The sequence below is a fragment of the Streptomyces sp. JNUCC 64 genome (genome assembly GCF_054484115.1).
In genome coordinates this window covers 1,604,424-1,628,004 of record NZ_CM137015.1, presented here as the reverse complement: position 1 = coordinate 1,628,004, position 23,581 = coordinate 1,604,424, and the positions used below count along the sequence as shown (strand labels likewise).

The following is a 23,581-nucleotide window of genomic DNA, read 5'->3' as shown; positions in this document are numbered from 1 at the left end:
CCTCCGGCCCCTGACCACCGACGGCCAGCAGGCTCAGCAGAACGGAACCGGGAGACCACCATGCCGTCCATGACCGTCCTGTCCGCGACCGCCGTACCCGACCACGTCCGCGGCGCCCTCACCCGATGGATGATCGAACCCACCCCAGGGCTCTACGTCGGGACGATCTCAGCCCGGGTACGCCGTGAACTCTGGTCCATCATCAGCGCGTCTATCGGCTCCGGAGCGGCCACCTTGATCCACCCGGCGGCCAACGAACAGGGATTCGAACTGCACACCGCGGGAGACCGGCGGCGGATCCCCGTGGACTTCGACGGACTGACACTCATGGACTTCAGAGCACCAGAACACGACGACACCCCAGACCCTCGATAACCCCACACGACCACCAACCCACCGCGCACGCCGACGCCTCGGCCCCGTCTCGGATCCGGTGCCCGGACGAACGTTCAACCGCGCACCGCAAGCGTCTTGGGCGGGCGGGGGAGGTACCGATACGGTTCGCCCCCGCTCACGCGGGAAGCACAGAACACCGCGACCCCCTCCAGACCTATACGACGGTCCACCCCCGCTCGCGCGGGAAGCACGAAGAGGGCATCCCCAGCGACGGGGATGCCCTCTGGTCCACCCCCGCTCGCGCGGGAAGCACGGACTGCAATCCCGAGCGGAGCCACGGTGGGGCGGTCCACCCCCGCTCGCGCGGGAAGCACAGAAGCCCTTCTCGCCGACCATCGCGGAGCGTCGGTCCACCCCCGCTCGCGCGGGAAGCACCGTACCGAAGGCGACGGTGAGGGCCTTGACGGCGGTCCACCCCCGCTCGCGCGGGAAGCACACGCTGACGCTCCCGTCGGGGAGCGTCTCGACCGGTCCACCCCCGCTCGCGCGGGAAGCACTGGCTCGCTGCGGGCGGCACGCTCGCCGTGGTCGGTCCACCCCCGCTCGCGCGGGAAGCACGGATGACCGACGCCGACGACCCCGTGGTCGTGCGGTCCACCCCCGCTCGCGCGGGAAGCACCCAGCGGTTCACCCGTCTGAGTGGCCTGCGAGCGGTCCACCCCCGCTCGCGCGGGAAGCACAAGTTCTGGCGGCCGGGGAAGCGGGGCGCGGGCGGTCCACCCCCGCTCGCGCGGGAAGCACGAACACGCGGCGGCGGGCGGGGCCTGACGCCGCGGTCCACCCCCGCTCGCGCGGGAAGCACAGACGCATCTTGAAGGCGCCGTGCCGTTCGTGCGGTCCACCCCCGCTCGCGCGGGAAGCACCCCTCGAGCAGCCCCGCGCCCTCCGGGGGGACCGGTCCACCCCCGCTCGCGCGGGAAGCACACCAGGCTCCAGTGCTCTATCCGCAGCCGTGCCGGTCCACCCCCGCTCGCGCGGGAAGCACACCCCCTGAACGCGTCCAACCTTCAGCACCACCGGTCCACCCCCGCTCGCGCGGGAAGCACGCGATGGACGAGATCGCCCACCAGTACGGCGTCGGTCCACCCCCGCTCGCGCGGGAAGCACAACTGGTCCGTCGCCAAGGGCAAGGCCCGCGACGGTCCACCCCCGCTCGCGCGGGAAGCACAACTGGTCCGTCGCCAAGGGCAAGGCCCGCGACGGTCCACCCCCGCTCGCGCGGGAAGCACACCGCCCCTCACCCGGCCCCCGCCCGGACCGCCGGTCCACCCCCGCTCGCGCGGGAAGCACCGCGAGCACCTCGAGAGCCACGACCTCGTCGACGGTCCACCCCCGCTCGCGCGGGAAGCACACCTCCCGGTTGGCGGACAGATACGTCCCCAGCGGTCCACCCCCGCTCGCGCGGGAAGCACGACCTGCGGGGCAACAGCGGCCGGTTCGGGTACGGTCCACCCCCGCTCGCGCGGGAAGCACCGCAGCGAACCGCTCCCCGAGAACCACCTCGTCGGTCCACCCCCGCTCGCGCGGGAAGCACCCCTCGAGCAGCCCCGCGCCCTCCGGGGGGACCGGTCCACCCCCGCTCGCGCGGGAAGCACGCAGAAGCAGGCCCGGACAGCGGCCAAACCGGCGGTCCACCCCCGCTCGCGCGGGAAGCACCGCACTATGAACCGCAAGTCCTGGAGAGCCGCCGGTCCACCCCCGCTCGCGCGGGAAGCACTTGCTGATGACGCCGTCGATGTCGCCGAACGCCGGTCCACCCCCGCTCGCGCGGGAAGCACGCAGGCGTCGGCGGCGGACTCACCGGCAAGGGCGGTCCACCCCCGCTCGCGCGGGAAGCACGACAGGACCGCGCGCCGGGCGGTGGTCCCGAACGGTCCACCCCCGCTCGCGCGGGAAGCACCCGGTGGACCTGCCGCTGGGCCTGTCGCTGGACGGTCCACCCCCGCTCGCGCGGGAAGCACGATTCCGTGGTCTCGGTGACCCGCATCGCCCACGGTCCACCCCCGCTCGCGCGGGAAGCACCCTTTTTGACCTGCGGTTTCAGAAGGGCTTTGCCATCTGTTGACCATGCCGTCCGCTCATAGGAGTTCATAATGTCAGAGTGCGATGGCAAGCATGACCGCAGTGGTCGTAGGCGCACGGGAGGGCTGGGTGGAGCTCATCGCCCGCCTCCGGGTCGTGGAGTGCTGCGGACAGGCATCCGGTCCGGACAGCCTCAGGAGCCCCAGTTGAGCTGTGGTCAGGACCAGCACGTATGAGTTGCTCGTGTCCTTGCCGCGGACACGATTTGGTGAGCGGCGGTGTGCTGAGGGGCGGCGTGGTCGGGGTCTCCTCAGGAGCGGGACGCGTACCGGGGAGGTGCGCGTCCCGCTCCCGAGGAGACCCCCGGAGGGTGGTCGCGTGCCGTGACGGTCGTCAACCCTTCCGGGCGCACCGGAGGGCCAGTCGCTACGCCCGACCCAGAACCACGGCTGAGCCGCGCGGTTGCCGCCGTACCCCCGCCCGGTCCGCCGGGGCGAGGGTACGGACGGGGGTACGGCGACGCACCCGTACGGCGCGTCCGCGCGTCAGATGTCCCGGAACGTCTCGATCTGCGCCCCCACCGAGTTCAGTCGTTCCGCCAGCTCCTCGTACCCCCGGTTGATGACGTACACGTTCCGCAGGACGGACGTGCCCTCCGCGGCCATCATCGCCAGGAGCACGACCACCGCCGGGCGTAGCGCGGGCGGGCACATCATCTCGGCGGCGCGCCAGCGGGTCGGGCCCTCGACCAGGACCCGGTGGGGGTCGAGGAGCTGGAGGCGTCCGCCGAGGCGGTTGAGGTCGGTGAGGTAGATCGCCCGGTTGTCGTAGACCCAGTCGTGGATGAGGGTCTTGCCCTGCGCGGTCGCCGTGATGGCCGCGAAGAACGGGACGTTGTCGATGTTCAGGCCCGGGAAGGGCATGGGGTGGATCTTGTCGATCGGCGCCTCCAGTTTGGAGGGGCGCACGGTGAGGTCGACCAGCCGGGTGCGGGCGTTGTCGGCCACGTACTCGGCGGAGCGGTCGTGGTCGAGGCCCATCTCCTCCAGGACGGCGAGTTCGATCTCCAGGAACTCGATGGGCACCCGGCGGATCGTCAGCTCGGACTCGGTGACCACGGCGGCGGCCAGCAGGCTCATCGCCTCGACCGGGTCCTCGGAGGGCGAGTAGTCGACGTCCACGTCGATGGTGGGGACGCCGTGCACGGTCAGGGTGGTGGTGCCGATGCCGTCGACCCGGACGCCCAGCGCCTCCAGGAAGAAGCACAGGTCCTGGACCATGTAGTTGGACGACGCGTTGCGGATCACGGTCGTGCCGTCGTGCCGGGCGGCGGCGAGCAGCGCGTTCTCGGTGACGGTGTCGCCGCGCTCGGTCAGCACGATGGGCCGGTCGAGGTTGACGGTGCTCTCCACCTCGGCGTGGTAGAGGCCCTCCGTCGCGGTGATGTCCAGTCCGAACCGCCGCAGGGCGATCATGTGCGGCTCGATGGTGCGGGTGCCGAGGTCGCAGCCGCCCGCGTAGGGCAGCTTGAAGTGGTCCATGCGGTGCAGCAGCGGGCCGAGGAACATGATGATGGACCGGGTGCGGCGGGCCGCGTCCGCGTCGATGGCGGCCATGTCGAGCTGCGCGGGCGGGACGATCTCCAGGTCCACGCCGTCGTTGATCCAGCGGGTGCGCACGCCGATGGAGTTGAGGACCTCCAGCAGACGGAAGACCTCCTCGATCCGGGCGACCCGGCGCAGTACGGTGCGGCCCTTGTTGAGGAGGGTGGCGCACAGCAGGGCGACACAGGCGTTCTTGCTCGTCTTGACGTCGATGGAGCCGGACAGGCGGCGCCCGCCGACCACGCGCAGATGCATGGGGCCCGCGTACCCGAGGGACACGATCTCGCTGTCGAGCGCCTCGCCGATGCGCGCGATCATCTCAAGGCTGATGTTCTGGTTTCCGCGCTCAATACGATTGACGGCGCTCTGGCTTGTGCCGAGCGCCTCGGCGAGCTGACTCTGGGTCCAGCCGCGATGCTGCCGGGCGTCACGGATGAGCTTGCCGATGCGTACGAGGTAGTCGTCTGCCATGTGCCGCAGGCTATCTCAGATATGAGATGAGTTTACCCTCAGGGTGCGCCATTGGAGTTGAGGGGGAGGGCGAGACGGGTGACCGTGTCACCCGGCCGGACCGCCCCCTCGGCCGTGTCCGGCGAGTCGTCGCCCGGCCTCCGGTGGTTCGGCCGACCGGCGTCCCGGGCGGCCTCGGGGGTGGAGCCGGGCTCCGCGCCGGACGCGGAGCCCGGCTCCGATTGTTGGGCCGTCGACCCCCTCCCGGCAACCGGGCCCGGGCCGTCCGGGGCGGCGGGGGCGGGTGGGGTGAACGAGGTGCCGGGCGGGGTGGCGGCCGTGGGCGGACGAGGCGGATAGGGGTGGAGCGGAGTGGGGGAGGGTGGTGGCGTCGGGCGGGTGGTCAGCCCAGGATCGGCGTCGTCTGCGCGTGGCTGATCCTCCATCCGATGCCGGGCTTATCACTCTTCTCCATGACATAGGTGAGGGAACCGGATGTTCCGGGCAGGGGTCCGCCCTCGTCCTCGTCCCGCTCGTCCGAGACGTGCTTGACGCTCACCGCGATCGCCACGTCGGGCCGGACGAACCGGATGTCCAGTACCTCCACCGTCGTCAGGACCTTCGCCAGTGGCGAGGCGAGCGCCGCGCCCATGGCCTCTTCGAGGGCGTCCCGGCCGAGCACCCGCCGTCCGCCGAAGTTCACGACCGAGGCGTCCGGGGTGTGCAGCGGGAGGAAGCGCCCGGGGTCGCTCTGGTGCGCGCTGGCGTCGGCGATCACCTGCCGGATGGCGGCGGTGTCGGCGGCCCGTTCGGCCTCCGCCTCCCTCGCGGCTGTCCTCTCCTCCGTCTCCGTCGCTTCGTCCCTTCCTCCGTGTGTCGTGTCGGTGCCGGCCTCGGGTGCCGGGTGCCGGGGGGTCGTCCTGTCGGCGGTCATGGGTCCGCTCCTCGGTGTGTGCCGGCCGCGTGCGTGCGGACGTCGCGGGTCACTCTGCGGAGCGATTCGCTCCGATTGAATCCAGCGTAAGTGCGGAGTGAATCACTCCGCAAGGGGTGGAGGGTGGCGGATTCCCGCCCGCGCGGGGACGCGGAACGGCGGCCGTGGCGAGGTGGGTTGGAGACGTAGGCACCTCACCGGGAACGCCGGTCCGTGTCCTCGCGAACGGCCCCGGGGTGCGGTCCCGGAGAACCCGTCGGGCGCCTGGTACGCCCCCGGGAGCCCGCCGCGCCGGTCCCCGGCGCGGCCCGCCGATTACCATGCGGCCGTATGACGTCACCCGAACGACGAGGCCCCCGCCAGGCGGAGGCCGAGCGCAACGACCGCGCCCTGCTCCAGGCCGCGCGCGAGGTCCTCGCCGCCGAGGGCGCCCACGCCTCGGTCGCCGCGATCGCCGCGCGGGCGGGCGTCGGCATCGGCAGCCTCTACCGCCGCTACCGCACCAAGGAGCAACTGTTCCAACGGCTCAGCGAACTGTCCCTGGACCAGTGGACGGAAGCCGCCGAACAGGGGCTGGCGGACCCCGATCCCTGGTCGGGGCTGGCCGGATTCATCACGGCCTGCGTCGAGTTCGGCCAGGGCTCGCTGGGGCCGGTCGCCGGAACCATCGAGGTCACCGAACGGATGCGGGAGGCCAACGAGCGCTCCGACCGTCTCTTCGCCGAGCTGGTGGACCGTGCGCGCGTCGCGGGCGTCCTGCGTCCGGACGTCACCCCCGTGGACCTCGCGCTCCTCATCGAGCAACTCGGCACCTCACCGGTCCTCGACCAGCTCCGCACCCAGGGCCGCGACGCCCTGCTCCCCGAGGCGCGCCGGGCCCGGCGGCGGATCATCGCCCTCGTCCTGGACGGACTGCGCGCCCCCGGCGCGACCCCGCTCCCCGGTGAACCGCCGTCCGGCCGCCTCTTCACGGACCGCTGGGCCCGCGACTGACCGGACGCGCTCCCGGCGCCTCCGTACCTCCGCCGGGCGGCGCCGCGACGAGACCGATGAGGGACGGAACCCATGCGGGACGAGACCCGCGCGGGACGGGACCCCGTGGGGTACGGGACCGGCAGCGCACGGGACTCCCGGAGCACGGGACCCCTTCGACGGGCGGCCTCGCGGAGCGCGGGACGCCGGGGCGGTCGGACGACGCCGCAACCGCCGGACGGTGAGACGGTGTCACCTCCGGACGCGGTGCGGCGCGGGGCGTCCCGTCCGATCGCCCCGCCCGCCCACAGGCCGCTGAGACCCGCCCGCCCACAGGCCGACTGGGAACGGAGGCGGCGGGTTCAGCCCGCGAGGACCCCCGCCACCGCGAGCCGGGCCGCCCGGTTGGTGCGGGGCGCCAGCGGGGCGAGCCGCCCGACCGTGTGCCCGAGCCAGCCCGCGTCGCCGAGCCAGGCCGCGTGCCCGGCCTCGACGGTCTGCCGCAGCAGTTCCCCGACCAGCAGCACCTCGCTCACGGTGTAGGCCCGGTCCTGGTGGTGGGCGAACCGGCCCACCCACAGCTCATCGGGGTGCCCCAGGGTCGCCCGCAGACAGGAGCCCCCCTGACCGGGCGCTCCGCCCGGTACCCCCTGACCCGGCGTACCCGGTGCACCGTACGTACCCGGTGCGCCCGGCACGCCCGGTGCCCCGGCGCGGGGGTCGGCGGGCGGGCCCGCCGCGACCAGGGTGTCCAGATCGGTGAACCGCGCCCATGGAACGACCGGTTTCGGCGCCCCGCCGCCCCACGGCGCGATCCCGTCCGCCCGCAGTTCCAGGAAGGCGCCGCCCCGCACGGAGTCCCCGACGACCCACCGCGCCGCGTTCGCCGCGTTCGCGGTGGCGTTCGGCGCGACGGCGGCGTTCCCGCCGTGCGCGACCCACTCCAGCGGCCCCAGACGCGCTTGCATGATCCCCCCTGCTGTTCGTTCGGCACGAGGACTGTAACCGCCTCCGGGACCGGTCGGCGCCAGCACGTCCCCCGGCCGCCTCCGCCGGACCCCGCGCCCGGCGGTCATCGCGTCCGCGAAGGTCCGGACGGCCCGGGTGCCGTCGGACGATATCGACCGCGAAGAGCCGATGTGCCGGGACGTCGGACGACATCCACCGGGACGTCGGACGGCGTGGACCGGGCCGCCCGACGACGCCGACCGGACGTCAGACGGTACCCACCCGGGTGGACGCCGGAGTGTACGCCGACGGGGGCGGGGGACCGTCCGGACCGGTCGGGGAAGCACCCGGAACGGACCCGGCATCAGGGCTCTGGTCCTCCGGACGGCCGATGAGGCGTTCCGGACGGCCCTGGCCCTCCGGACGGCCGTGGTGATCCAGATAGGCGCCGAGCGCCCCCGCCCCCGTCAGCATCGCCAGCCCCCGGGTCGTCAGCCGGTCCCGCCACTCCCGCAGGGTCGCCCGCAGCGGCTCCGGCCCGCCCGCCGCGCGGACCCGTTCCAGGACCCGGGCGATGCTCTCCAGACCGTGCCCGCCGCGCCGCAACTGGTGGGCCAGCCGCGCGTCACGGACGTCGGCCGGGGTGTAGACGCGGTAGCCGGTGAGCGGATCGCGCCGGGGGAGGAGCAGCCCGGCCCGCTCCCACGCGCGCAGGGTCGAGGGACGGACGCCGAGCCGGTGGGCCAGCGGCCCGATGAACGTCACCCCCGGTTCCGCCGCCCGGGTCGCCGTCGGATCGCCCAGCGCCCGCTCCACCTCCGCCAGCACCTCCCGGTCCGCGGCCAGCCGGGCGTGGCTGTTGTCGATCAGCCGCAGCGCCTCCCCGACCCCGTCACCTCCCCCCGGTCCGTCCCCCTCCCCGTGCTCCCCGTGCACGGCCCGCATGACCGCCGTCGCGGTCGCGTGGCCGTGCCCGGGGACCAGTGCCAGGAAGGCCCGCAGCGCCGCCGCGTGGCGGGGGGCGTAGTGGCGGTAGCCGTGCGGCGAGCGGGCGGCGGGCGGCAGGATGCCCGCCTCCTCGTAGTTGCGCACCGCCTGGGTGGACAGTCCGTGCTCGCGCGCCAGATCGATGGGCCGCAACCGCATGTTGAAGGTTCTCCTCCGGGACGAGCCGGGAACGCGCCGCGCTACCGCGTGGGGAAGCGGAGAAGTTTACACCGGATCTTCAACGATACGGTTGAGGTCATGCCATCAGCAGCCATCCCCCGGGACGTCGCCCGTCCTTTCAGCGGCGGTGCGCTCACCGCCCTCCTGCCGCCCTCGGTCCGTCTCCTCGGTCTCGGCGAGCCCACCCACGGAGTGGAGGCGTTCCCCGAACTGCGCAACGAACTCTTCCGTCACCTCGTCGTCCACGAGGGTTACCGCGCGGTCGTCGTGGAGAGCGACTGCCTGGCGGCCCTGATCGCGGACGCCTACGTGGTCGACGGCACCGGAACCCTCGACGAGGCGGTGGAACGCGGCTTCAGCCACGGCTGGGGCGCCTCACCGGCCAACCGTGAACTCCTGCGCTGGGCGCGCGCCCACAACGAGGGCCTGCCCCGGGAGGAGCGGCTGCGCTTCTACGGGATGGACGGCCCCCTGGAGGTCACCGGCGCCGCCTCCCCGCGCGCCGCGCTGACCGCGCTGCACGACCACCTCGCCGCCCATGTGGAACCGCCCGTGGACCGCGCGGACCTCGACGCGCTGCTCGGCCCGGACGAACGCTGGACCGACCCCCAGGCGCTCGCCGACCCGGCCCGGTCCTTCGGCCGTTCGCCGGAGGCCGGACGGCTGCGGCTGATCGCCGACGACCTCGGGACGCTGCTGACCGCGCAGAGCCCGCGGCTGCTGGAGGCGACCTCGCCCGACGACCACTGGCGTGCCGGGCTCCACGCCCGCACCGCCCTCGGGCTGTTGCGGTACCACGCGGGGCTGGCCGCCACCGGGCCCGCCCGGCTCGACGCGGTGGTGGCCCTGCGCGACGCGATGATGGCGGACAACCTCGACGCCGTGGTGCGCCGCGAGGCCGGCCGGGGCCCCGCCCTGGTCTTCGCCCACAACGCCCACCTCCAGCGCGACCAGAGTGCGGTGGCGTTCGGCGGCCGGACGCTCCGCTGGTGGGGCGCGGGCGCCGTGACGTCCGCCCGGCTGGGGGACCGGTACGCCTTCGTGGCCACCGCCTTCGGGAGCCGGGGCGCGGACGACGTCCCGGGGCCCGAGACCCTTGAGGGAATGCTGTCGGCGCTGCCCCACGCCCGGTCCGTCGTCGACCCCGGACGGCTGACCGCGGCGCTCGGCCGGGTGCCGGAGCCCCGGGTCCCGGCCGACCACACCTACGGCCCGCTGGATCCGGCGACCGTGGACCTGGCGGACGCCCTGGTCTTCCTCCGGGAGATCTGAGCGGCCGGGACCGGGCGTTCACGGCGGCCTGAGCGCCTTGAACGCCCCGGGCGGGCCGGGGCGTTGATTCGGGGGAGTGCGGGGAGGCGTCCAGGGGCCCAGGGGCCCAGGGAGGTCCGGGCCCGGAGCGTCAGTCCACCGCCGCGCGGAGGAGGGCGGCGAGCGTCCGCTCGCCCCGCTCGTCCAGTCCGGTCACGGCGTACGAGGTGGGCCACAGTCCGCCGTCGTCGAGGCGGGCCTCGGGGGTGAAGCCGAAGGTCGAGTACCGCTCCTTGTCCGTGTGCCCGCTGCGGAAGAAGCAGACGACCTTCCCCCCTCGGGCGTAGGCGGGCTGCCCGTACCAGAGCTTGGGCGCCAGTCCGGGGGCGTGGGCGGCGACGAGGGCGTGGACGCGCCTCGCCACCGCGCGGTCCGGCTCCGCCATCCCCTCGATCTTCTCCAGCACCTCGCGCTCCTGGGCGGCCGCCTTGTCCCCGCGACCCCGGCGCGTCTCCTTCCGCACCTCCGCCGCGCGTTCCCGTACGGCGGCGCGCTCCTCGTCGGAGAGGCCGTCGGGGCTCTTCCCGTCCGTGCTGCCGGTGTCCGTGCCCATGGTTCCCGCTCCCGCCCGTGAGGGTCCGCGTCGGTGTCGGCACCGTCGGCGCCGTCGGTGTCCCGCCGCCCTCGGGCGTTCCGGTGCCCGCCGGAAGTCCGGCGGCGTCCGGTGCGGAGACGTTCCCGACGCTAGCCGTGGGGGGAGCCGTGTGCTTCTCGAATCCTGACCGGTCGCGTCCTGGTGGGCCGGGGCCGGGGACCGGCTGGAACCCGGCTGGTCGGAAGCTGACCGGTGGGGACGGGATCTGATCGGTCAGGTCCGGACTCGCACCGGCGGGGGACGGGTTCTGAACCGTTCCCAGGACCGTTCGGTCACGGTCGCCGACCCGCCCCGGACCATGGGGAAGCGGCCCCGGAGGGGCTCCCCGCGCGCGTGGGGGAACGAGGACGACGGGGTCCGGGCATGACCGAGCCGCCGCGATGTACTAGAGTTATCTCGACATCGAGATATCTGCCGAGGCGTACCGCAGCCGCCACCTCGGTAAGGTCAGCCTAACTTAGCCTTACCTTAGCGGATCGGCGAGAGGCCGTGGCGGCAGGATTGCGATTGCGGTAGTACGCGCAATGAAGAAGGAGACTGTCGTGTCGGCGAACAGCTTCGACGCCCGTGCCACGCTGAGCGTGGGTGACGAGTCGTACGAGATCTTCAGGCTGGACAAGGTCGAGGGCTCCGCGCGCCTTCCCTACAGCCTCAAGGTCCTGCTGGAGAACCTGCTCCGGACCGAGGACGGCGCGAACATCACCGCCGACCACATCCGGGCGCTCGGGAACTGGGACTCCCAGGCCCAGCCCAGCCAGGAGATCCAGTTCACCCCGGCCCGCGTGATCATGCAGGACTTCACCGGCGTGCCGTGCGTGGTGGACCTCGCCACCATGCGCGAGGCCGTGAAGGAACTGGGCGGCGACCCCGCCAAGATCAACCCGCTGGCCCCGGCCGAGCTGGTCATCGACCACTCCGTCATCGCCGACAAGTTCGGCACCCATGACTCCTTCGCCCAGAACGTGGAGCTGGAGTACGGCCGCAACCGCGAGCGCTACCAGTTCCTGCGCTGGGGTCAGACCGCGTTCGACGAGTTCAAGGTCGTCCCGCCCGGCACCGGCATCGTCCACCAGGTGAACATCGAGCACCTGGCCCGTACCGTGATGGTCCGGGGCGGACAGGCGTACCCGGACACCCTGGTCGGCACCGACTCCCACACCACCATGGTCAACGGCCTCGGTGTGCTCGGCTGGGGCGTCGGCGGCATCGAGGCCGAGGCCGCGATGCTGGGCCAGCCCGTCTCGATGCTCATCCCGCGCGTCGTCGGCTTCAAGCTGACCGGTGAGCTGACCCCGGGCACCACCGCCACCGACCTGGTGCTCACCATCACCGAGATGCTCCGCAAGCACGGCGTCGTCGGCAAGTTCGTGGAGTTCTACGGCGAGGGCGTCGCCGCCACCTCGCTGGCCAACCGCGCCACCATCGGCAACATGTCGCCGGAGTTCGGCTCCACCGCCGCGACCTTCCCGATCGACGGCGAGACCCTGAACTACCTGCGCCTCACCGGCCGCAGCGAGCAGCAGGTCGCCCTGGTCGAGGCGTACGCCAAGGAGCAGGGCCTCTGGCTGGACCCGGCCGCCGAGCCCGACTTCTCCGAGAAGCTGGAGCTGGACCTCTCCACGGTCGTCCCCTCCATCGCCGGCCCCAAGCGCCCGCAGGACCGCATCGTCCTCGCGAACGCCGCCGAGCAGTTCGCCGTCGACGTGCGCAACTACGTCTCCGAGGACGAGGAGGCGGGCAAGGAGTCCTTCCCCGCGTCCGACGCCCCGGCCTCCTCCAACGGCGTGCCGACCCGTCCGACCCTGGTCACGGCCCCCGACGGCAGTACCTACGAGATCGACCACGGCGCCGTCACCGTCGCCGCGATCACCTCCTGCACCAACACCTCGAACCCGTACGTCATGGTCGCCGCCGCGCTGGTGGCCAAGAAGGCGGTCGAGAAGGGCCTCACCCGCAAGCCGTGGGTGAAGACCACCCTGGCCCCGGGCTCCAAGGTCGTCACCGACTACTTCGACAAGGCGGGGCTCACCCCCTACCTCGACAAGGTCGGCTTCAACCTGGTCGGCTACGGCTGCACCACCTGCATCGGCAACTCCGGCCCGCTGCCGGAGGAGGTCTCCAAGGCCGTCAACGAGCACGACTTGGCCGTGACCTCGGTGCTCTCCGGCAACCGCAACTTCGAGGGCCGGATCAACCCGGACGTCAAGATGAACTACCTGGCGTCCCCGCCGCTGGTCGTGGCCTACGCGATCGCCGGTTCGATGAAGGTGGACATCACCAAGGACGCCCTGGGCACCGACCAGGACGGCAAGCCGGTCTACCTCCAGGACATCTGGCCCACCGAGGCCGAGGTGAACGACGTCGTCGCCAACTCCATCGGCGAGGACATGTTCAACAAGTCCTACAGCGACGTCTTCGCGGGCGACGCCCAGTGGCAGTCCCTGCCGATCCCGACCGGCAACACCTTCGAGTGGGACGCCGAGTCCACCTACGTCCGCAAGCCCCCGTACTTCGAGGGCATGCAGATGGAGACCACCCCGGTCACCGACATCTCCGGCGCGCGGGTGCTCGCCAAGCTCGGCGACTCGGTCACCACCGACCACATCTCCCCGGCCGGTGCCATCAAGGCCGACACCCCGGCGGGCAAGTACCTCACGGAGCACGGCGTCGAGCGCCGTGACTTCAACAGCTACGGCTCGCGCCGAGGCAACCACGAGGTCATGATCCGCGGCACCTTCGCCAACATCCGGCTCCGCAACCAGATCGCGGCCGGTACCGAGGGCGGCTACACCCGCGACTTCACCCGGGACGGCGCCCCGGTGTCGTTCATCTACGACGCGTCGCGCAACTACATCGACCAGGGCATCCCGCTGGTCATCCTGGCGGGCAAGGAGTACGGCTCCGGCTCCTCCCGCGACTGGGCCGCCAAGGGCACCGCGCTCCTCGGCGTCAAGGCCGTCGTCGCCGAGTCCTACGAGCGCATCCACCGCTCCAACCTCATCGGCATGGGCGTGCTGCCGCTCCAGTTCCCCGAGGGCGCCACGGCCGGGTCGCTGGGCCTCACCGGCGAGGAGACCTTCTCCATCTCCGGCGTCACCGAGCTGAACGAGGGCACCACCCCCCGCACGGTGAAGGTCACCACCGACACCGGCGTGGAGTTCGACGCGGTCGTCCGCATCGACACCCCCGGCGAGGCGGACTACTACCGCAACGGCGGCATCATGCAGTACGTGCTGCGGTCGCTGATCCGCAAGTAGCACGCGAGCGGCATCCGGGCGGACGGCGTCCGCCCGGATGACCGCGTGAGGGGCCGTGGCCCGGGTTCCGTCCCGGGCCACGGCCCCTCGTCGTGCGTCCGCCCCGGTTCCGCGACCGGGCGGACGCTCCCGCCCCGTCCCGTCCCGCCGTCGCCCGGCCCGGCCCCGGGCTCCCGCTCAGCGCAGCAGTTCCACCTCCGCCAGCGTCACCGGCCGGTCGAACAGCAGCCGGTAGCGCGGGTACGCCGGGGAGCGCGCGGGCGGCGCGAACGGCCGCACCTGCCGGTCCCAGCGGAACGACTCGCCCGCCCGCCGGTCCACCGTCCGCCACGGGCCGTCCGCCGCCGCTCCCTGGAGCACCCAGCCGGTGGGCGCCCGGGTCCGGTCCGCCGAGGTCAGCGTGTAGCGCACGGGCCGGACCGAGCCGGTCACCGGCAGCTCCACCGAGGTGACCCGGGCCGAGGTCGCGGAGGTGTCGTCGAACAGCTCCCCCGGGCCGCGCAGCGCGTCCCGGGGCGGCACCGGCGGCCGGTCGTCCCGGGTCACCGACACCGGGCCCGCCCCCGGGCCCGTCCCCCACTCCGAGGGCTCGGGCCCCATCACGAACTCCAGCTCCCCGCCCCGGGCCAGCACCGCGTGCGGCAGGGCCGTGGAGCGCCACGGCCTCCCGTTGACCCGCAGCTCCTGGACGTACACGTTCCGGGGGCTGTTGCGCGGCGCCCGCACCACCAGGACGCGGCCGTCGTCCCGGCGCACGGTCGCCTTGGTGAACAGCGGCGACCCCACCGCGTACTCCCCACCACCCGGGACCAGCGGATAGAACCCCAGCGCCGAGAACAGGTACCACGCCGACTGCTCGCCGTTGTCCTCGTCCCCGTGGTAGCCCTGCCCGATCGCCGAGCCCGTGTACAGCCGGGCCAGCACCTCGCGGACCGTCTCCTGGGTCCGCCACGGCCGCCCCGCCGCCCCGTACAGGTACGCCACGTGGTGCGCGACCTGGTTGGAGTGCCCGTACTGGCCCATCCGGGTGTCCCGGGCCTCCGTCATCTCGTGGATGACCCGCCCGTACGACCCGGGGAAGCGGGCCGTCTCCGGGGTCGTGAAGTAGGCGTCCAGCTTCTCCGCGAGGCGCTCCCGGCCCCCGTACAGGTTCGCCAGCCCCCGGGTGTCGTGCGGCGCGGGGAAGGCGTACCCCCAGCCGTTGGTCTCCGTGTAGTCGTGGCCCCACACCCGGGGGTCGTACTCGGCGGGCTCCCACCGCCAGCGGCCCCGTCCGTCGCGGCCCTGGAAGAACCCGGTCCGCGCGTCGAAGAGCAGCGGGTAGCCGCGCGCCCGGTCCAGGAAGTAGGCGGCCTCCTCCCGGTAGCGGGCCCGCCCGGTCCGCCGGTGCAGCTCCCCGGCCAGCCGGGCGATCGCGTGGTCGTTGACGTACCCCTCCACCGCCCAGGACAGGCCCTCCCGGACCTCCGTGCCGGTGTACCCGAGGAACGGGGAGGCGGCCATCCCCTTGCGGCCGGTGCCCGCCGTGGTGGGCACCACGGTCGCGTTCTTCAGCGCCGCCTCGTAGACGAGTTCCGCGTCCGCCCGCACCCCCTTGAGGTGGGCGTCCGCGAAGGCCGCGTCGGTGGAGGTGCCCGTCATCAGGTCCGCGTACCCCGGCGAGGACCAGCGGGAGGTCCAGCCCCCGTCCCGGTAGTGCTGGAGGAAGCCGTCCAGCAGGCCCGCCGCGTGCCGGGGGGTGAGGAAGGCGTACGCGGGCCAGACGGTGCGGTAGGTGTCCCAGAAGCCGTTGTTGACGTACACCCGGCCCGCGCGGACCCGGGCGCCGGTCCGGGTCGGCGTGCCGGGCCCCAGGGGCGGCGAGAACGGCGACGCGTACCGGTCGGCGCCGTCCACCGTCTCGTGTCCGGAGGAGGGGTAGAGGTACAGCCGGTAGAGGTTCCCGTACAGGGTCGCCAGCTGGTCGGGGGTCGCCCCCTCGACCTCCACCCGGCCCAGCAGCGCGTCCCACCGCCGCTGCGCCGCCGCCCGCACCTCCTCGAACGACCGGTCCGCCGGGACCTCCCGGCGCAGGTTCTCCCGGGCCCGCGCCACCGAGATCAGCGAGGTCGCCAGCCGCAGGGTGACGACGCGCTCTGGGCCCGCGTCCAGCCGCAGGTACCCGGTGGCCTTGCCGCCCGCGTCGCCGGGCAGCCCGCCCGACGCCCGCACCGGCCGGTCGACGACCCCGTACACGAACATCCGGGTCGCGCCCGCCGACAGCTTGGAGCGCACGTCGGAGTGGCCGGTGACCACGCCCCGGCCGGCGTCCAGGGAGAGCCCCGCCCGGTCCGTGACGTTGTCGAACAGCAGACTCGCGTCGTCGCCGGGGAAGGTGAACCGCAGGACCGCCGCGTGGTCGGCGGGGGCCACCTCGGCGCGCAGACCGTTCTCGAAGGTCACCGCGTAGTGGTGGGGGCGCGCGGTCTCGTTCCGGTGCCGGAACGCCAGTGCCCGCGCGGTCCGTCCGGCGTCCGGGACGCCGCGCGCGGTGGAGGGCATCACCTGGAACGTCTGCCGGTCGCCGATCCAGGGGCTCGGCCCGTGACTGGCGCCGAACGCCTGGAGCCGGGGCAGGTTGTCCGGGCCGTTGCCCCGGGCGTACGCGTAGGGCCAGCTCAGCGAGGAGGCGTCGGTGACCGGCGTCCACAGGGTGAAGCCGTGCGGAACCGCCGTGGCGGGCAGGGTGTTGCCCCGCGAGAACGCCCCGCTGGAGTGGGTGCCGCGCACCGTGGACACCAGGTCGGAGGGGCGGGTGCCGGGGGCGGGCGGCGGCTCGGCGGCCCGCAGCACGACGTCGTCGAGCCAGCCCTCCACCGGACCGGGGCCGCTCGGCGCCTCGTAGCCGAGGAGCACCCGGGCCACGGTCCGGCCGCGCGCCACCTCCCCGACCGGGGAGACGACGTCGTTCCACTGGTCGGGGTACAGGACCTTCGCGGCGCCCTGGCCGCGCGGGCTCAGCGGGAAACCGTGCCGGTCCCGGGCGCCGAGGTCGCTCAGCCGCGTGCCGTCGGTGAAGAGCAGGTCCAGGGCGACGTGGGTGGCGCGGTGGTCGGGCTCGTCGTCGGCCATCACCGGGAAGACCCGGTAGGCGAGTTCGGTGTCCGGGCCGACCGGGACGTCCACGTCGAAGACGCGGTGGGTGGCGTGGGCCCGTCCGGCGGCCCGGTGGGTCCCGGAGTAACGCAGCGCCCTGACCCCGGTGAACCCGGCCCCGGGCCGGGCGGTGGGGGCGCGGACGGGGCCCGGGCCGGTGCCGGTGGTGAGGTCGGCGCCCGAGGCCGCGGGGCGTCCGCCGGGGCCCGGTTCACCGGTGCCGGGGGCCGAGGGCCGGGGCTCCCCCTCCTCGAACGAGGAGGCGAACGCGACGCGTTCGCCGGGGCCCGGGCCGGGAACGGCGGTGGCGGCCTCGGGCGAGGCGGAGGCGAGGAGGGAAAGGGCGGAGAGGACGACGAGGACGGCGAAAGCGGTTCGTCGGGATTCGTACCGGAAAGGGCGGCGCATGCACGCTTCTCCACGGGGAGGCTGACAACGTTGTCCATTGCGGTGCGCAAGGAACACTAGCGTGACGGGTGATTCGTACCGGTAAGGGTGTTGCCCGTGGTGTCGCGGGTCGGACCGGATGCGCGCGGGTGGTGAGCCGGGCATTACCGGAGGTCACCGGATGTGCGATGGCGAATTCATCCCATGTCGGGCAGGGGGGCGAACCCGGCGCGTACCGCCCCGATATCCGGGAGGTCTCAACTAGGGAAAGACTGGCGGTGAAAGTCGCATTCGATCTTGCCCGGGCGTCCGCGAGTGGACTATACCTGTGCGCGTCCGCAGCGTTTCGAGCCGCGGACCGACCGGGGGGATGGGGGAGCGCGGGGCAGAGGTGTCTGGGGGACACCGGTTCCGTTTAATCCAGCCGATCCCGTGGTTTTGTGTTCGACCCCAGCTTCATCACACCGCGGTGCCGGGGAGGGTCCGGTTCACCGCCTGAGTCCTGGAGAAGGCGAGGACTTGAGCATGGGATCTTCTGCCCAGAACGAGCAGGGTGGCCTCGGCCGTCGCGATCTGATCAAGCGGTCCGCCGCGATCGGCGTGGTGGCCGTTCCGACGATGAGTTTCCTGTCCGCCTGCGCGAGCGGCGACAGCAGTGACGGTGGCGACAAGGTCACCAAGGGCAAGAAGACGGCGGAGAACCCGCTCGCCGTCAACGAGAAGGCGCAGCTGGAATTCGTCCTCTTCGACGGCGGCTTCGGCAAGGAGTACGCCGAGGACGCCAACAAGGTCTACGAGAAGAAGTTCTCCAAGGCGCCGAAGGTCAAGTTCCTTCCGACGCAGAAGATCCAGTCCACGCTCCAGCCCCGGTTCAACCAGGGCACCCCGCCGGACCTCATCGACAACTCCGGCGCCGAGCAGATGGACATGGGCGTCCTCGTCGGCAAGAACCAGCTGACGGACCTGACCCCGCTGCTGGACGCCCCGTCCGTCGACGACCCGAACAAGAAGGTCCGCGACACGCTGCGGCCCGGCATCATCGAGATGGGCCAGTTCGAGGGCGACAAGGTCTGGATCCTGTACTACGCCTACACCGTGTACGGCGTCTGGTACTCCCAGAAGGCCCTCGACTCCCTCGAGGTCGAGTACCCGAAGACCTGGGACGAGATGCTCGACGTCTGTAAGAAGGCGAAGAAGAAGGGCATCGCGGGCTGGACGTACGCGGGCAAGCACCCGTACTACCTGCCCTTCTCGCTCTCCCCGATGATCGCCAAGCGGGGTGGCCGCGAGGTCCTCGACGCGATCGACAACCTGGAGCCGAACGCCTGGAAGCACGCGGCGGTCAAGGAGTGCTTCGAGGCGTACTACGAGCTGTACAAGAAGGGTTACGTCCTCAAGGGCACGGCCGGTCTGGACCACATCCAGTCCCAGACCGCGTGGACCGAGGGCGAGGCGCTCTTCATCCCCAACGGCTCCTGGGTGGAGAACGAGGCGGCGAAGACCATGCCCGCCGACTTCAACCTGGCGGTCTCGGCGCCGACCGGCCTCGACGACTCCGACGCGATGCCCTTCGGCACCATCTGGGCGTCCGGCGGTGAGCCCTTCATCGTCCCGAAGCAGGCGAAGAACGCCGAGGGCGGCATGGAGATGCTCCGCATCATGCTGAGCGAGGCGTCCTCCAAGAACTTCACCGGCAAGGTGAAGTCGCTCTCCGCGCTCAACGGCGGCACCGACGGCCTCGACCTGACCCCGGGCCTCAAGGCCGGTGTCGCGGCGCTGGACCTGGCCGGCGACAACGTCGTCAACCCGCGGATGCAGGACTGGTACGTGCAGCTCCAGAAGGAGAAGATCGGCACCGCGGCCCTCGGTCTGATGATGTCCGGCGAGCTCACCCCCGCCGAGACCATCAAGAAGATCCAGGACTTCGCCGACGAGACGGCGAAGGACAAGTCGATCAAGCACTACAAGCACCAGTAAGCCATGGGTCACCAGCGGCGGCACCCGCTAGCGGATCGGGGTCGGTAGCAATGCAGCACGGTAAGTACCGGTTCATCGTGGGATTCCTTGTGGTCCCCATGACGTTGTACGCACTCTTCGTCATCTGGCCATTCATCCAGTCCATTTACTATTCGTTCACGGACTGGACCGGCCTGAGTCCGGACTTCAAAATGGTTGGCTTCGACAACTACACCAGGATGTTCGACGACGATATCTTCTGGAAATCGTTGCAGCACAGCCTGCTGTTCGCGTTGTTGCTGCCGCTGGTGACGCTCAGCCTGGCGCTGTTCTTCGCCTTTATGATCAATGTGGGCGGCCGGCGTCGAAAAGGCGGCCCCGTGGTCAGCGGAGTACGGGGTTCGGGTTTCTACAAGATCGTCTACTTCTTCCCGCAGGTCCTTTCGATCGCGATCGTGGCCCTGCTCTTCCAGTTCGCGTACAACCCCAGGAGCGGCGCGCTCAACTCCGCGCTCGGGGCCTTCGGGTACAACCCGGAGAACCCCATCCAGTGGCTGGGCGACCGGGACCTCGCACTCTGGTGCGTCATGGCGGTCCTCGTCTGGTCCACGGTCGGGTTCTTCGTGGTCCTCTTCTCGGCGGGCATGGCCTCCATCCCGTCGGAGCTGTACGAGGCGGCCCTGCTCGACGGCGCCAGCCGGGTCACGACCTTCTTCCGGGTGACCCTGCCCCTGCTGTGGGACACGGTCCAGTCCGGCTGGGTCTACATCGGCATCCTCGCGCTGGGAGCCGAGTCGTTCGCGGTCGTCCAGATCATGACGATCGGCCCGGGCGGGCCCGACTACTCCACCACCGTCATGGTGCTGTACGTGTACCAGAAGGCGTTCCGCGACGGTCAGGCCGCCTACGCAACCACGATCGGTGTCGCCCTGCTCGTCGTGACGCTGGCCTTCGCCGCCATCGTGATGAAGCTGGGCCGGCGCGAGCGGCTGGAGTTCTGATGAAGACCACCGAGACCCCCACCCCCGCCGTCCCCGCGCCCCGGGCCGCCAAGACGGGCGCCCCGCGCCCGGCCCCCCGGGAGAAGAAGGAGGGCCAGGTCCTCAACGTCTTCTCCCACGGCATCCTGGTCGTCTGGGCGATCCTGGTGGTCATGCCGCTGCTGTGGGCGGTCATGACCTCCTTCAAGGACGACAAGTCCATCTTCACCTCGCCCTGGTCGCTCCCGGACAAGATCCACTGGGAGAACTGGTCCCGGGCCTGGACCGAGGCCCACATGGCCGACTACTTCCTGAACACCATCCTGGTGGTGGGCGGGTCGCTGGTCGGCACCCTGGTCCTCGGTTCGATGGCGGCCTACGTCCTCGCCCGGTTCGAGTTCCCGGGCAACCGGTTCCTCTACTACCTGTTCGTCGGGGGCATGAGCTTCCCGGTGATGCTGGCCCTGGTGCCCCTGTTCTACGTCGTGAACAACATGGGGCTGCTGAACACCATCCACGGCCTCATCCTGGTGTACATCGCCTACTCGCTGCCCTTCACGGTCTTCTTCCTGACCGCGTTCTTCCGCACCCTGCCGGGTTCGGTCGCCGAGGCGGCGTTCGTGGACGGGGCCTCGCACACCCGGACGTTCTTCCAGGTGATGCTGCCGATGGCCAAGCCGGGTCTGATCAGCGTCGGCATCTTCAACTTCCTGGGGCAGTGGAACCAGTACATGCTGCCGACCGTGCTCAACACCGAGCCGGACAAGCGGGTGCTGACCCAGGGCCTGGTGCAGCTGGCGGTCAGCCAGGGGTACAAGGGCGACTGGTCCGGTCTCTTCGCCGGTCTGGTGATGGCGATGCTGCCGGTGCTGGCCGCGTACGTGGTCTTCCAGCGGCAGGTGGTCGCCGGACTCACCGCGGGCGCCCTGAAGTAGGGCCCGCCCGACGCGGACACGGCCGAGGGGCCCGGGGATCTCCCCGGGCCCCTCGTGTCGTTCCCCTCGGTGCCGCCGCCTCCGTCAGGAGGCGGCGGAGCCCGCCGGTCCGCAGGTCGCCAGCTGGGCCTCCCAGGCGAGCCGGGCGGCCAGCGTCCGGTTCGGGGTGCCCAGCCGGTCCAGGATGGTCTGGACGTGGTCCTTGACGGTGGCGGTGCCGACCGCGAGGGCGTCCGCGATCTCGGGGTTGGTCAGACCCTCGCTCATCAGCGTCAGCACCTCCTGCTGCCGGGGCGTCAGCTTCTCGCGGACCTCCTGCAGCGCGCGGTTGCCGTGCTCGCGGGCGCCGCCGCGCAGATAGCCCGTGACGACCGTCCGGGCCAGTTGCGCCGGGAGGGACCAGCCGCCCGCGGCGACGGTCCGCACGGCGTGGGCGAGGCTGGCCGCCCCGCCGTCCCGGTCGGTGATCCCGAGTGCGCCCGCCTCCAGCAGTCCGTGCAGCGAGATCCGCTCCTGGGCGGGGATCAGCAGCAGGACGGGCGGGGTGCCCATCCGCCGCAGCCGCCCGAGCGCGCCGAGCAGCTGCTCGTGCCCGCGGACGGTGCCCAGCAGAACGGCCTGCGGGCGGACGTGGCGCAATTGCGCCGTCGCTTCATGGACCTTTCCCGAAGCAACGACCTTGATGTCCGTTTCCTTGTTTAAAACGGCTTCGATCCCTGCTCGGTACACTTCGCTGTCGTCGAACAGCCCTATGTCGATCATGGCCCCCCCGGGTCTACATGAGCGCGTGTGCTACGTAAAAATGTGGTCACGTATACGTCTACACCACTGGCGGGCCATTACGCCCCATCCATCGGGGGGTAAGCCGGATCACGAACCCCCCGGACGGGGGGAGTGGGCGCGTTCCGGGGGCCGTTCGGCGTCCAGGCCCCCCTCCACTGCCACCTTCCCCTCCCGTGGACGTCTCCGGAGGGGGAGCGGGGTCGGGTATCGGCCTCTGTCGCGCCGCACGCGTGTCAGCCCTCGACAAACCGGCCCACACGTGCTGCACCCACCCGGAAGCCCCGTCGCCGCCCGTCCCGTCCCTTCACGGACTTGACCGGGAGGGGCCGTCCGGCGGAGTTTGGTGTTCATCACTTGTACGCACCGGTGATCCGGCACCCGGCGACCCGCCGTGCGCCGCCCACCGCACCCCCGGGAGGGGCCGTGGAGCAGACACCCGGATCACAGTCCTCGCTGCACCGGGCCAACCTGGAACGGGTGATCCGGGCGGTGCGCCGGGCCGGAGCGCTCACCCAGGCCGAGATCGCCCGCACCACCGGACTCTCCGCGGCGACCGTCTCGAACATCGTCCGCGAACTCGGCGAACGCGGAACGGTGCGGGTCACCCCCACCTCCGCCGGGGGCCGCCGGGCCCGCAGCGTCTCGCTCAGCGGCGACGCGGGCATCGTCATCGGCGTCGCCGTCGGCCACGACCTGCTGCGGGTCGCCCTCGGCAACCAGGCCCACCAGGTGCTCGCCGAGGAGACCGAACCGCTCGTCCCGCACGGCCCCCGCGCGCCCGGGGACCCCGCCCCCGGCTCCGCCGCGCACTGCCTGGACCGCGCCCGGGAACTCGTCGACCGCCTCATCGCCCGCACCGGGACGGACCGGTCCCGGATCAGCGGCGTCGGCCTCGGCGTCCCCGGCCCGGTGGACGTGACCACCGGCACCCTCGGCCCCACCGCCGCACTGCCCGGCTGGGCGGGCACCCGCCCCGCCGAGACCCTGACCGAACGGCTCGGACTCCCCGTCCACCTCGACAACGACGCCAACCTCGGAGCCCTCGGCGAACTCGTCTGGGGCGCCGGACGCGGAGCGCGCGACCTCGCCTACATCAAGATCGCCGACGGGGTGGGCGCCGGTCTGGTCATCGGCGGCCGGGTCCACCGGGGGCCGGGCGGCACCGCCGGGGAGATCGGCCACCTCACCCTGGACGAGTCCGGCCCGGTCTGCCGCTGCGGCAACCGCGGCTGCCTGGAGACCTTCACCGCCGCCCGCCACGTGCTGCCGCTGCTGAGCGTCAGCCACGGCGACGGACTCACCATGGCCGACGTGGTCCGGCTGGCCCGCGACGGCGACCCGGGCTGCCGCCGGATCGTCGCCGACGTCGGACGGCACGTGGGGCGCGGGGTGGCGAGCCTGTGCAACCTGCTGGACCCCGGCCGGATCGTCCTCGGCGGCGACCTGGTGGCGGCCGGGGAACTGCTGACCGGACCGGTGCGGGAGGCCGTCGCCCGCTACGCGGTGCCCAGCGTCACCGAACGCCTCGCCATCGTGCCGGGCGCCCTCGGCGAGCGGGCGGAGGTGCTCGGCGCCCTCGCCCTCGCCCTGGACGCCATGGGGGACCCCACCCTCGCGGACGCGTCCGTCCCGGTGAACCGCTGAGCCGTCGGGCACCGCCACCGGCCGCGCGGACCCGTCACGGCCTCCGGCCGCGGGTTTACTTCTCGCACGCCCGCCGGGCGCCGCCCGGCGGCCCGGCCCCCGCGT

At 72.3% G+C, this 23,581-nt stretch carries 15 protein-coding genes and 1 CRISPR repeat array; of the genes, 8 read left to right on the top strand and 7 right to left on the bottom strand.

Translation table 11 applies throughout. From position 1 onward, the window contains the following. The first annotated feature begins 60 nt into the window (after window positions 1-60). Window positions 61-375, top strand: coding sequence for a type I-E CRISPR-associated endoribonuclease Cas2e (gene cas2e / locus ACVWNX_RS06420; protein WP_454412905.1), 315 nt, complete (start codon window positions 61-63; stop codon window positions 373-375). Window positions 376-497: 122 nt separating this feature from the next. Then, window positions 498-2,418: a CRISPR direct-repeat array (repeat unit 29 nt; unit sequence CGGTCCACCCCCGCTCGCGCGGGAAGCAC). Window positions 2,419-2,963: 545 nt separating this feature from the next. Here the strand turns inward: cas2e and ACVWNX_RS06415 are convergent. Beyond that, entirely contained in the window at window positions 2,964-4,493 is a 1,530-nt protein-coding gene (locus ACVWNX_RS06415; RefSeq protein ID WP_454412904.1) for a helix-turn-helix domain-containing protein, read from the bottom strand. A 382-nt stretch (window positions 4,494-4,875) separates the two neighbouring features. After that, on the bottom strand, window positions 4,876-5,406 hold the full coding sequence (locus ACVWNX_RS06410; RefSeq protein ID WP_454412903.1) for an SgcJ/EcaC family oxidoreductase: 531 nt from the start codon (window positions 5,404-5,406) through the stop codon (window positions 4,876-4,878). A 330-nt stretch (window positions 5,407-5,736) separates the two neighbouring features. On the opposite strand from ACVWNX_RS06410, the gene ACVWNX_RS06405 reads away from it, so the two are divergent. Then, window positions 5,737-6,399 carry a TetR/AcrR family transcriptional regulator gene (locus tag ACVWNX_RS06405; RefSeq protein ID WP_454412902.1) on the top strand — a complete coding sequence of 221 codons (663 nt, stop codon included), beginning with the start codon at window positions 5,737-5,739 and terminating at the stop codon, window positions 6,397-6,399. A 341-nt stretch (window positions 6,400-6,740) separates the two neighbouring features. On the opposite strand, the gene ACVWNX_RS06400 is transcribed toward ACVWNX_RS06405, so the two are convergent. Further along, window positions 6,741-7,346, bottom strand: a complete 606-nt coding sequence (locus ACVWNX_RS06400) for a hypothetical protein (RefSeq protein ID WP_454412901.1) — start codon at window positions 7,344-7,346, stop codon at window positions 6,741-6,743. A gap of 247 nt (window positions 7,347-7,593) precedes the next feature. Next, on the bottom strand, window positions 7,594-8,472 hold the full coding sequence (locus tag ACVWNX_RS06395; RefSeq protein WP_454412900.1) for a TioE family transcriptional regulator: 879 nt from the start codon (window positions 8,470-8,472) through the stop codon (window positions 7,594-7,596). A 99-nt stretch (window positions 8,473-8,571) separates the two neighbouring features. Between ACVWNX_RS06395 and ACVWNX_RS06390 the strand changes: the two genes are divergently transcribed. Further along, complete coding sequence (locus ACVWNX_RS06390; RefSeq protein ID WP_454412899.1) at window positions 8,572-9,765, top strand: erythromycin esterase family protein; 1,194 nt, start codon at window positions 8,572-8,574, stop codon at window positions 9,763-9,765. Between the two features lie 130 nt (window positions 9,766-9,895). Here ACVWNX_RS06390 and ACVWNX_RS06385 read toward each other — a convergent pair whose 3' ends face one another. Next, on the bottom strand, window positions 9,896-10,357 hold the full coding sequence (locus ACVWNX_RS06385) for a DUF1801 domain-containing protein (RefSeq protein ID WP_454412898.1): 462 nt from the start codon (window positions 10,355-10,357) through the stop codon (window positions 9,896-9,898). A 584-nt stretch (window positions 10,358-10,941) separates the two neighbouring features. Between ACVWNX_RS06385 and acnA the strand changes: the two genes are divergently transcribed. Further along, window positions 10,942-13,656, top strand: coding sequence for an aconitate hydratase AcnA (acnA, locus tag ACVWNX_RS06380; protein ID WP_454412897.1), 2,715 nt, complete (start codon window positions 10,942-10,944; stop codon window positions 13,654-13,656). Between the two features lie 177 nt (window positions 13,657-13,833). On the opposite strand, the gene ACVWNX_RS06375 is transcribed toward acnA, so the two are convergent. Beyond that, a complete protein-coding gene (locus ACVWNX_RS06375) occupies window positions 13,834-17,199 on the bottom strand; it encodes a GH92 family glycosyl hydrolase (RefSeq protein WP_454412896.1) in 3,366 nt (1,121 codons plus the stop codon). 504 nt (window positions 17,200-17,703) lie between these two features. Between ACVWNX_RS06375 and ngcE the strand changes: the two genes are divergently transcribed. From ngcE to ACVWNX_RS06360, 3 genes are read left to right on the top strand one after another with little or no spacing between them, the layout of a single operon-like run. Continuing rightward, the gene (gene ngcE / locus ACVWNX_RS06370; RefSeq protein WP_454412895.1) at window positions 17,704-19,155 is read left to right on the top strand and encodes an N-acetylglucosamine/diacetylchitobiose ABC transporter substrate-binding protein; all 1,452 of its coding nucleotides are present in this window, start codon (window positions 17,704-17,706) and stop codon (window positions 19,153-19,155) included. A gap of 50 nt (window positions 19,156-19,205) precedes the next feature. After that, window positions 19,206-20,135, top strand: coding sequence for a carbohydrate ABC transporter permease (locus tag ACVWNX_RS06365; protein ID WP_454412894.1), 930 nt, complete (start codon window positions 19,206-19,208; stop codon window positions 20,133-20,135). Next, window positions 20,135-21,049 (top strand): carbohydrate ABC transporter permease, encoded by a 915-nt coding sequence (locus tag ACVWNX_RS06360; RefSeq protein ID WP_454412893.1) that lies wholly within the window; start codon window positions 20,135-20,137, stop codon window positions 21,047-21,049. The genes ACVWNX_RS06365 and ACVWNX_RS06360 overlap by 1 nt, the downstream gene beginning before the upstream one ends. Window positions 21,050-21,133: 84 nt before the next feature. Here ACVWNX_RS06360 and ACVWNX_RS06355 read toward each other — a convergent pair whose 3' ends face one another. Beyond that, on the bottom strand, window positions 21,134-21,811 hold the full coding sequence (locus tag ACVWNX_RS06355) for a response regulator transcription factor (protein ID WP_454412892.1): 678 nt from the start codon (window positions 21,809-21,811) through the stop codon (window positions 21,134-21,136). 444 nt (window positions 21,812-22,255) lie between these two features. Here ACVWNX_RS06355 and ACVWNX_RS06350 point away from each other — a divergent pair, with 444 nt between their 5' ends. Then, window positions 22,256-23,476: an ROK family transcriptional regulator gene (locus tag ACVWNX_RS06350; protein WP_454412891.1), complete on the top strand. Its 1,221-nt coding sequence runs from the start codon at window positions 22,256-22,258 to the stop codon at window positions 23,474-23,476. Window positions 23,477-23,581 lie beyond the last annotated feature (105 nt).

Excerpts from the sequence above, each read along its gene's own strand:
- ACVWNX_RS06375 (WP_454412896.1), bottom strand. The coding sequence starts at position 17,199 with ATGCGCCGCCCTTTCCGGTACGAATCCCGACGAACCGCTTTCGCCGTC.
- ACVWNX_RS06390 (WP_454412899.1), top strand. The coding sequence starts at position 8,572 with ATGCCATCAGCAGCCATCCCCCGGGACGTCGCCCGTCCTTTCAGCGGC.
- ACVWNX_RS06410 (WP_454412903.1), bottom strand. The coding sequence starts at position 5,406 with ATGACCGCCGACAGGACGACCCCCCGGCACCCGGCACCCGAGGCCGGC.
- ACVWNX_RS06385 (WP_454412898.1), bottom strand. The coding sequence starts at position 10,357 with ATGGGCACGGACACCGGCAGCACGGACGGGAAGAGCCCCGACGGCCTC.
- ACVWNX_RS06400 (WP_454412901.1), bottom strand. The coding sequence starts at position 7,346 with ATGCAAGCGCGTCTGGGGCCGCTGGAGTGGGTCGCGCACGGCGGGAAC.
- ACVWNX_RS06365 (WP_454412894.1), top strand. The coding sequence starts at position 19,206 with ATGCAGCACGGTAAGTACCGGTTCATCGTGGGATTCCTTGTGGTCCCC.
- ngcE (WP_454412895.1), top strand. The coding sequence starts at position 17,704 with ATGGGATCTTCTGCCCAGAACGAGCAGGGTGGCCTCGGCCGTCGCGAT.
- ACVWNX_RS06355 (WP_454412892.1), bottom strand. The coding sequence starts at position 21,811 with ATGATCGACATAGGGCTGTTCGACGACAGCGAAGTGTACCGAGCAGGG.
- ACVWNX_RS06405 (WP_454412902.1), top strand. The coding sequence starts at position 5,737 with ATGACGTCACCCGAACGACGAGGCCCCCGCCAGGCGGAGGCCGAGCGC.
- ACVWNX_RS06360 (WP_454412893.1), top strand. The coding sequence starts at position 20,135 with ATGAAGACCACCGAGACCCCCACCCCCGCCGTCCCCGCGCCCCGGGCC.
- ACVWNX_RS06395 (WP_454412900.1), bottom strand. The coding sequence starts at position 8,472 with ATGCGGTTGCGGCCCATCGATCTGGCGCGCGAGCACGGACTGTCCACC.
- cas2e (WP_454412905.1), top strand. The coding sequence starts at position 61 with ATGCCGTCCATGACCGTCCTGTCCGCGACCGCCGTACCCGACCACGTC.
- ACVWNX_RS06415 (WP_454412904.1), bottom strand. The coding sequence starts at position 4,493 with ATGGCAGACGACTACCTCGTACGCATCGGCAAGCTCATCCGTGACGCC.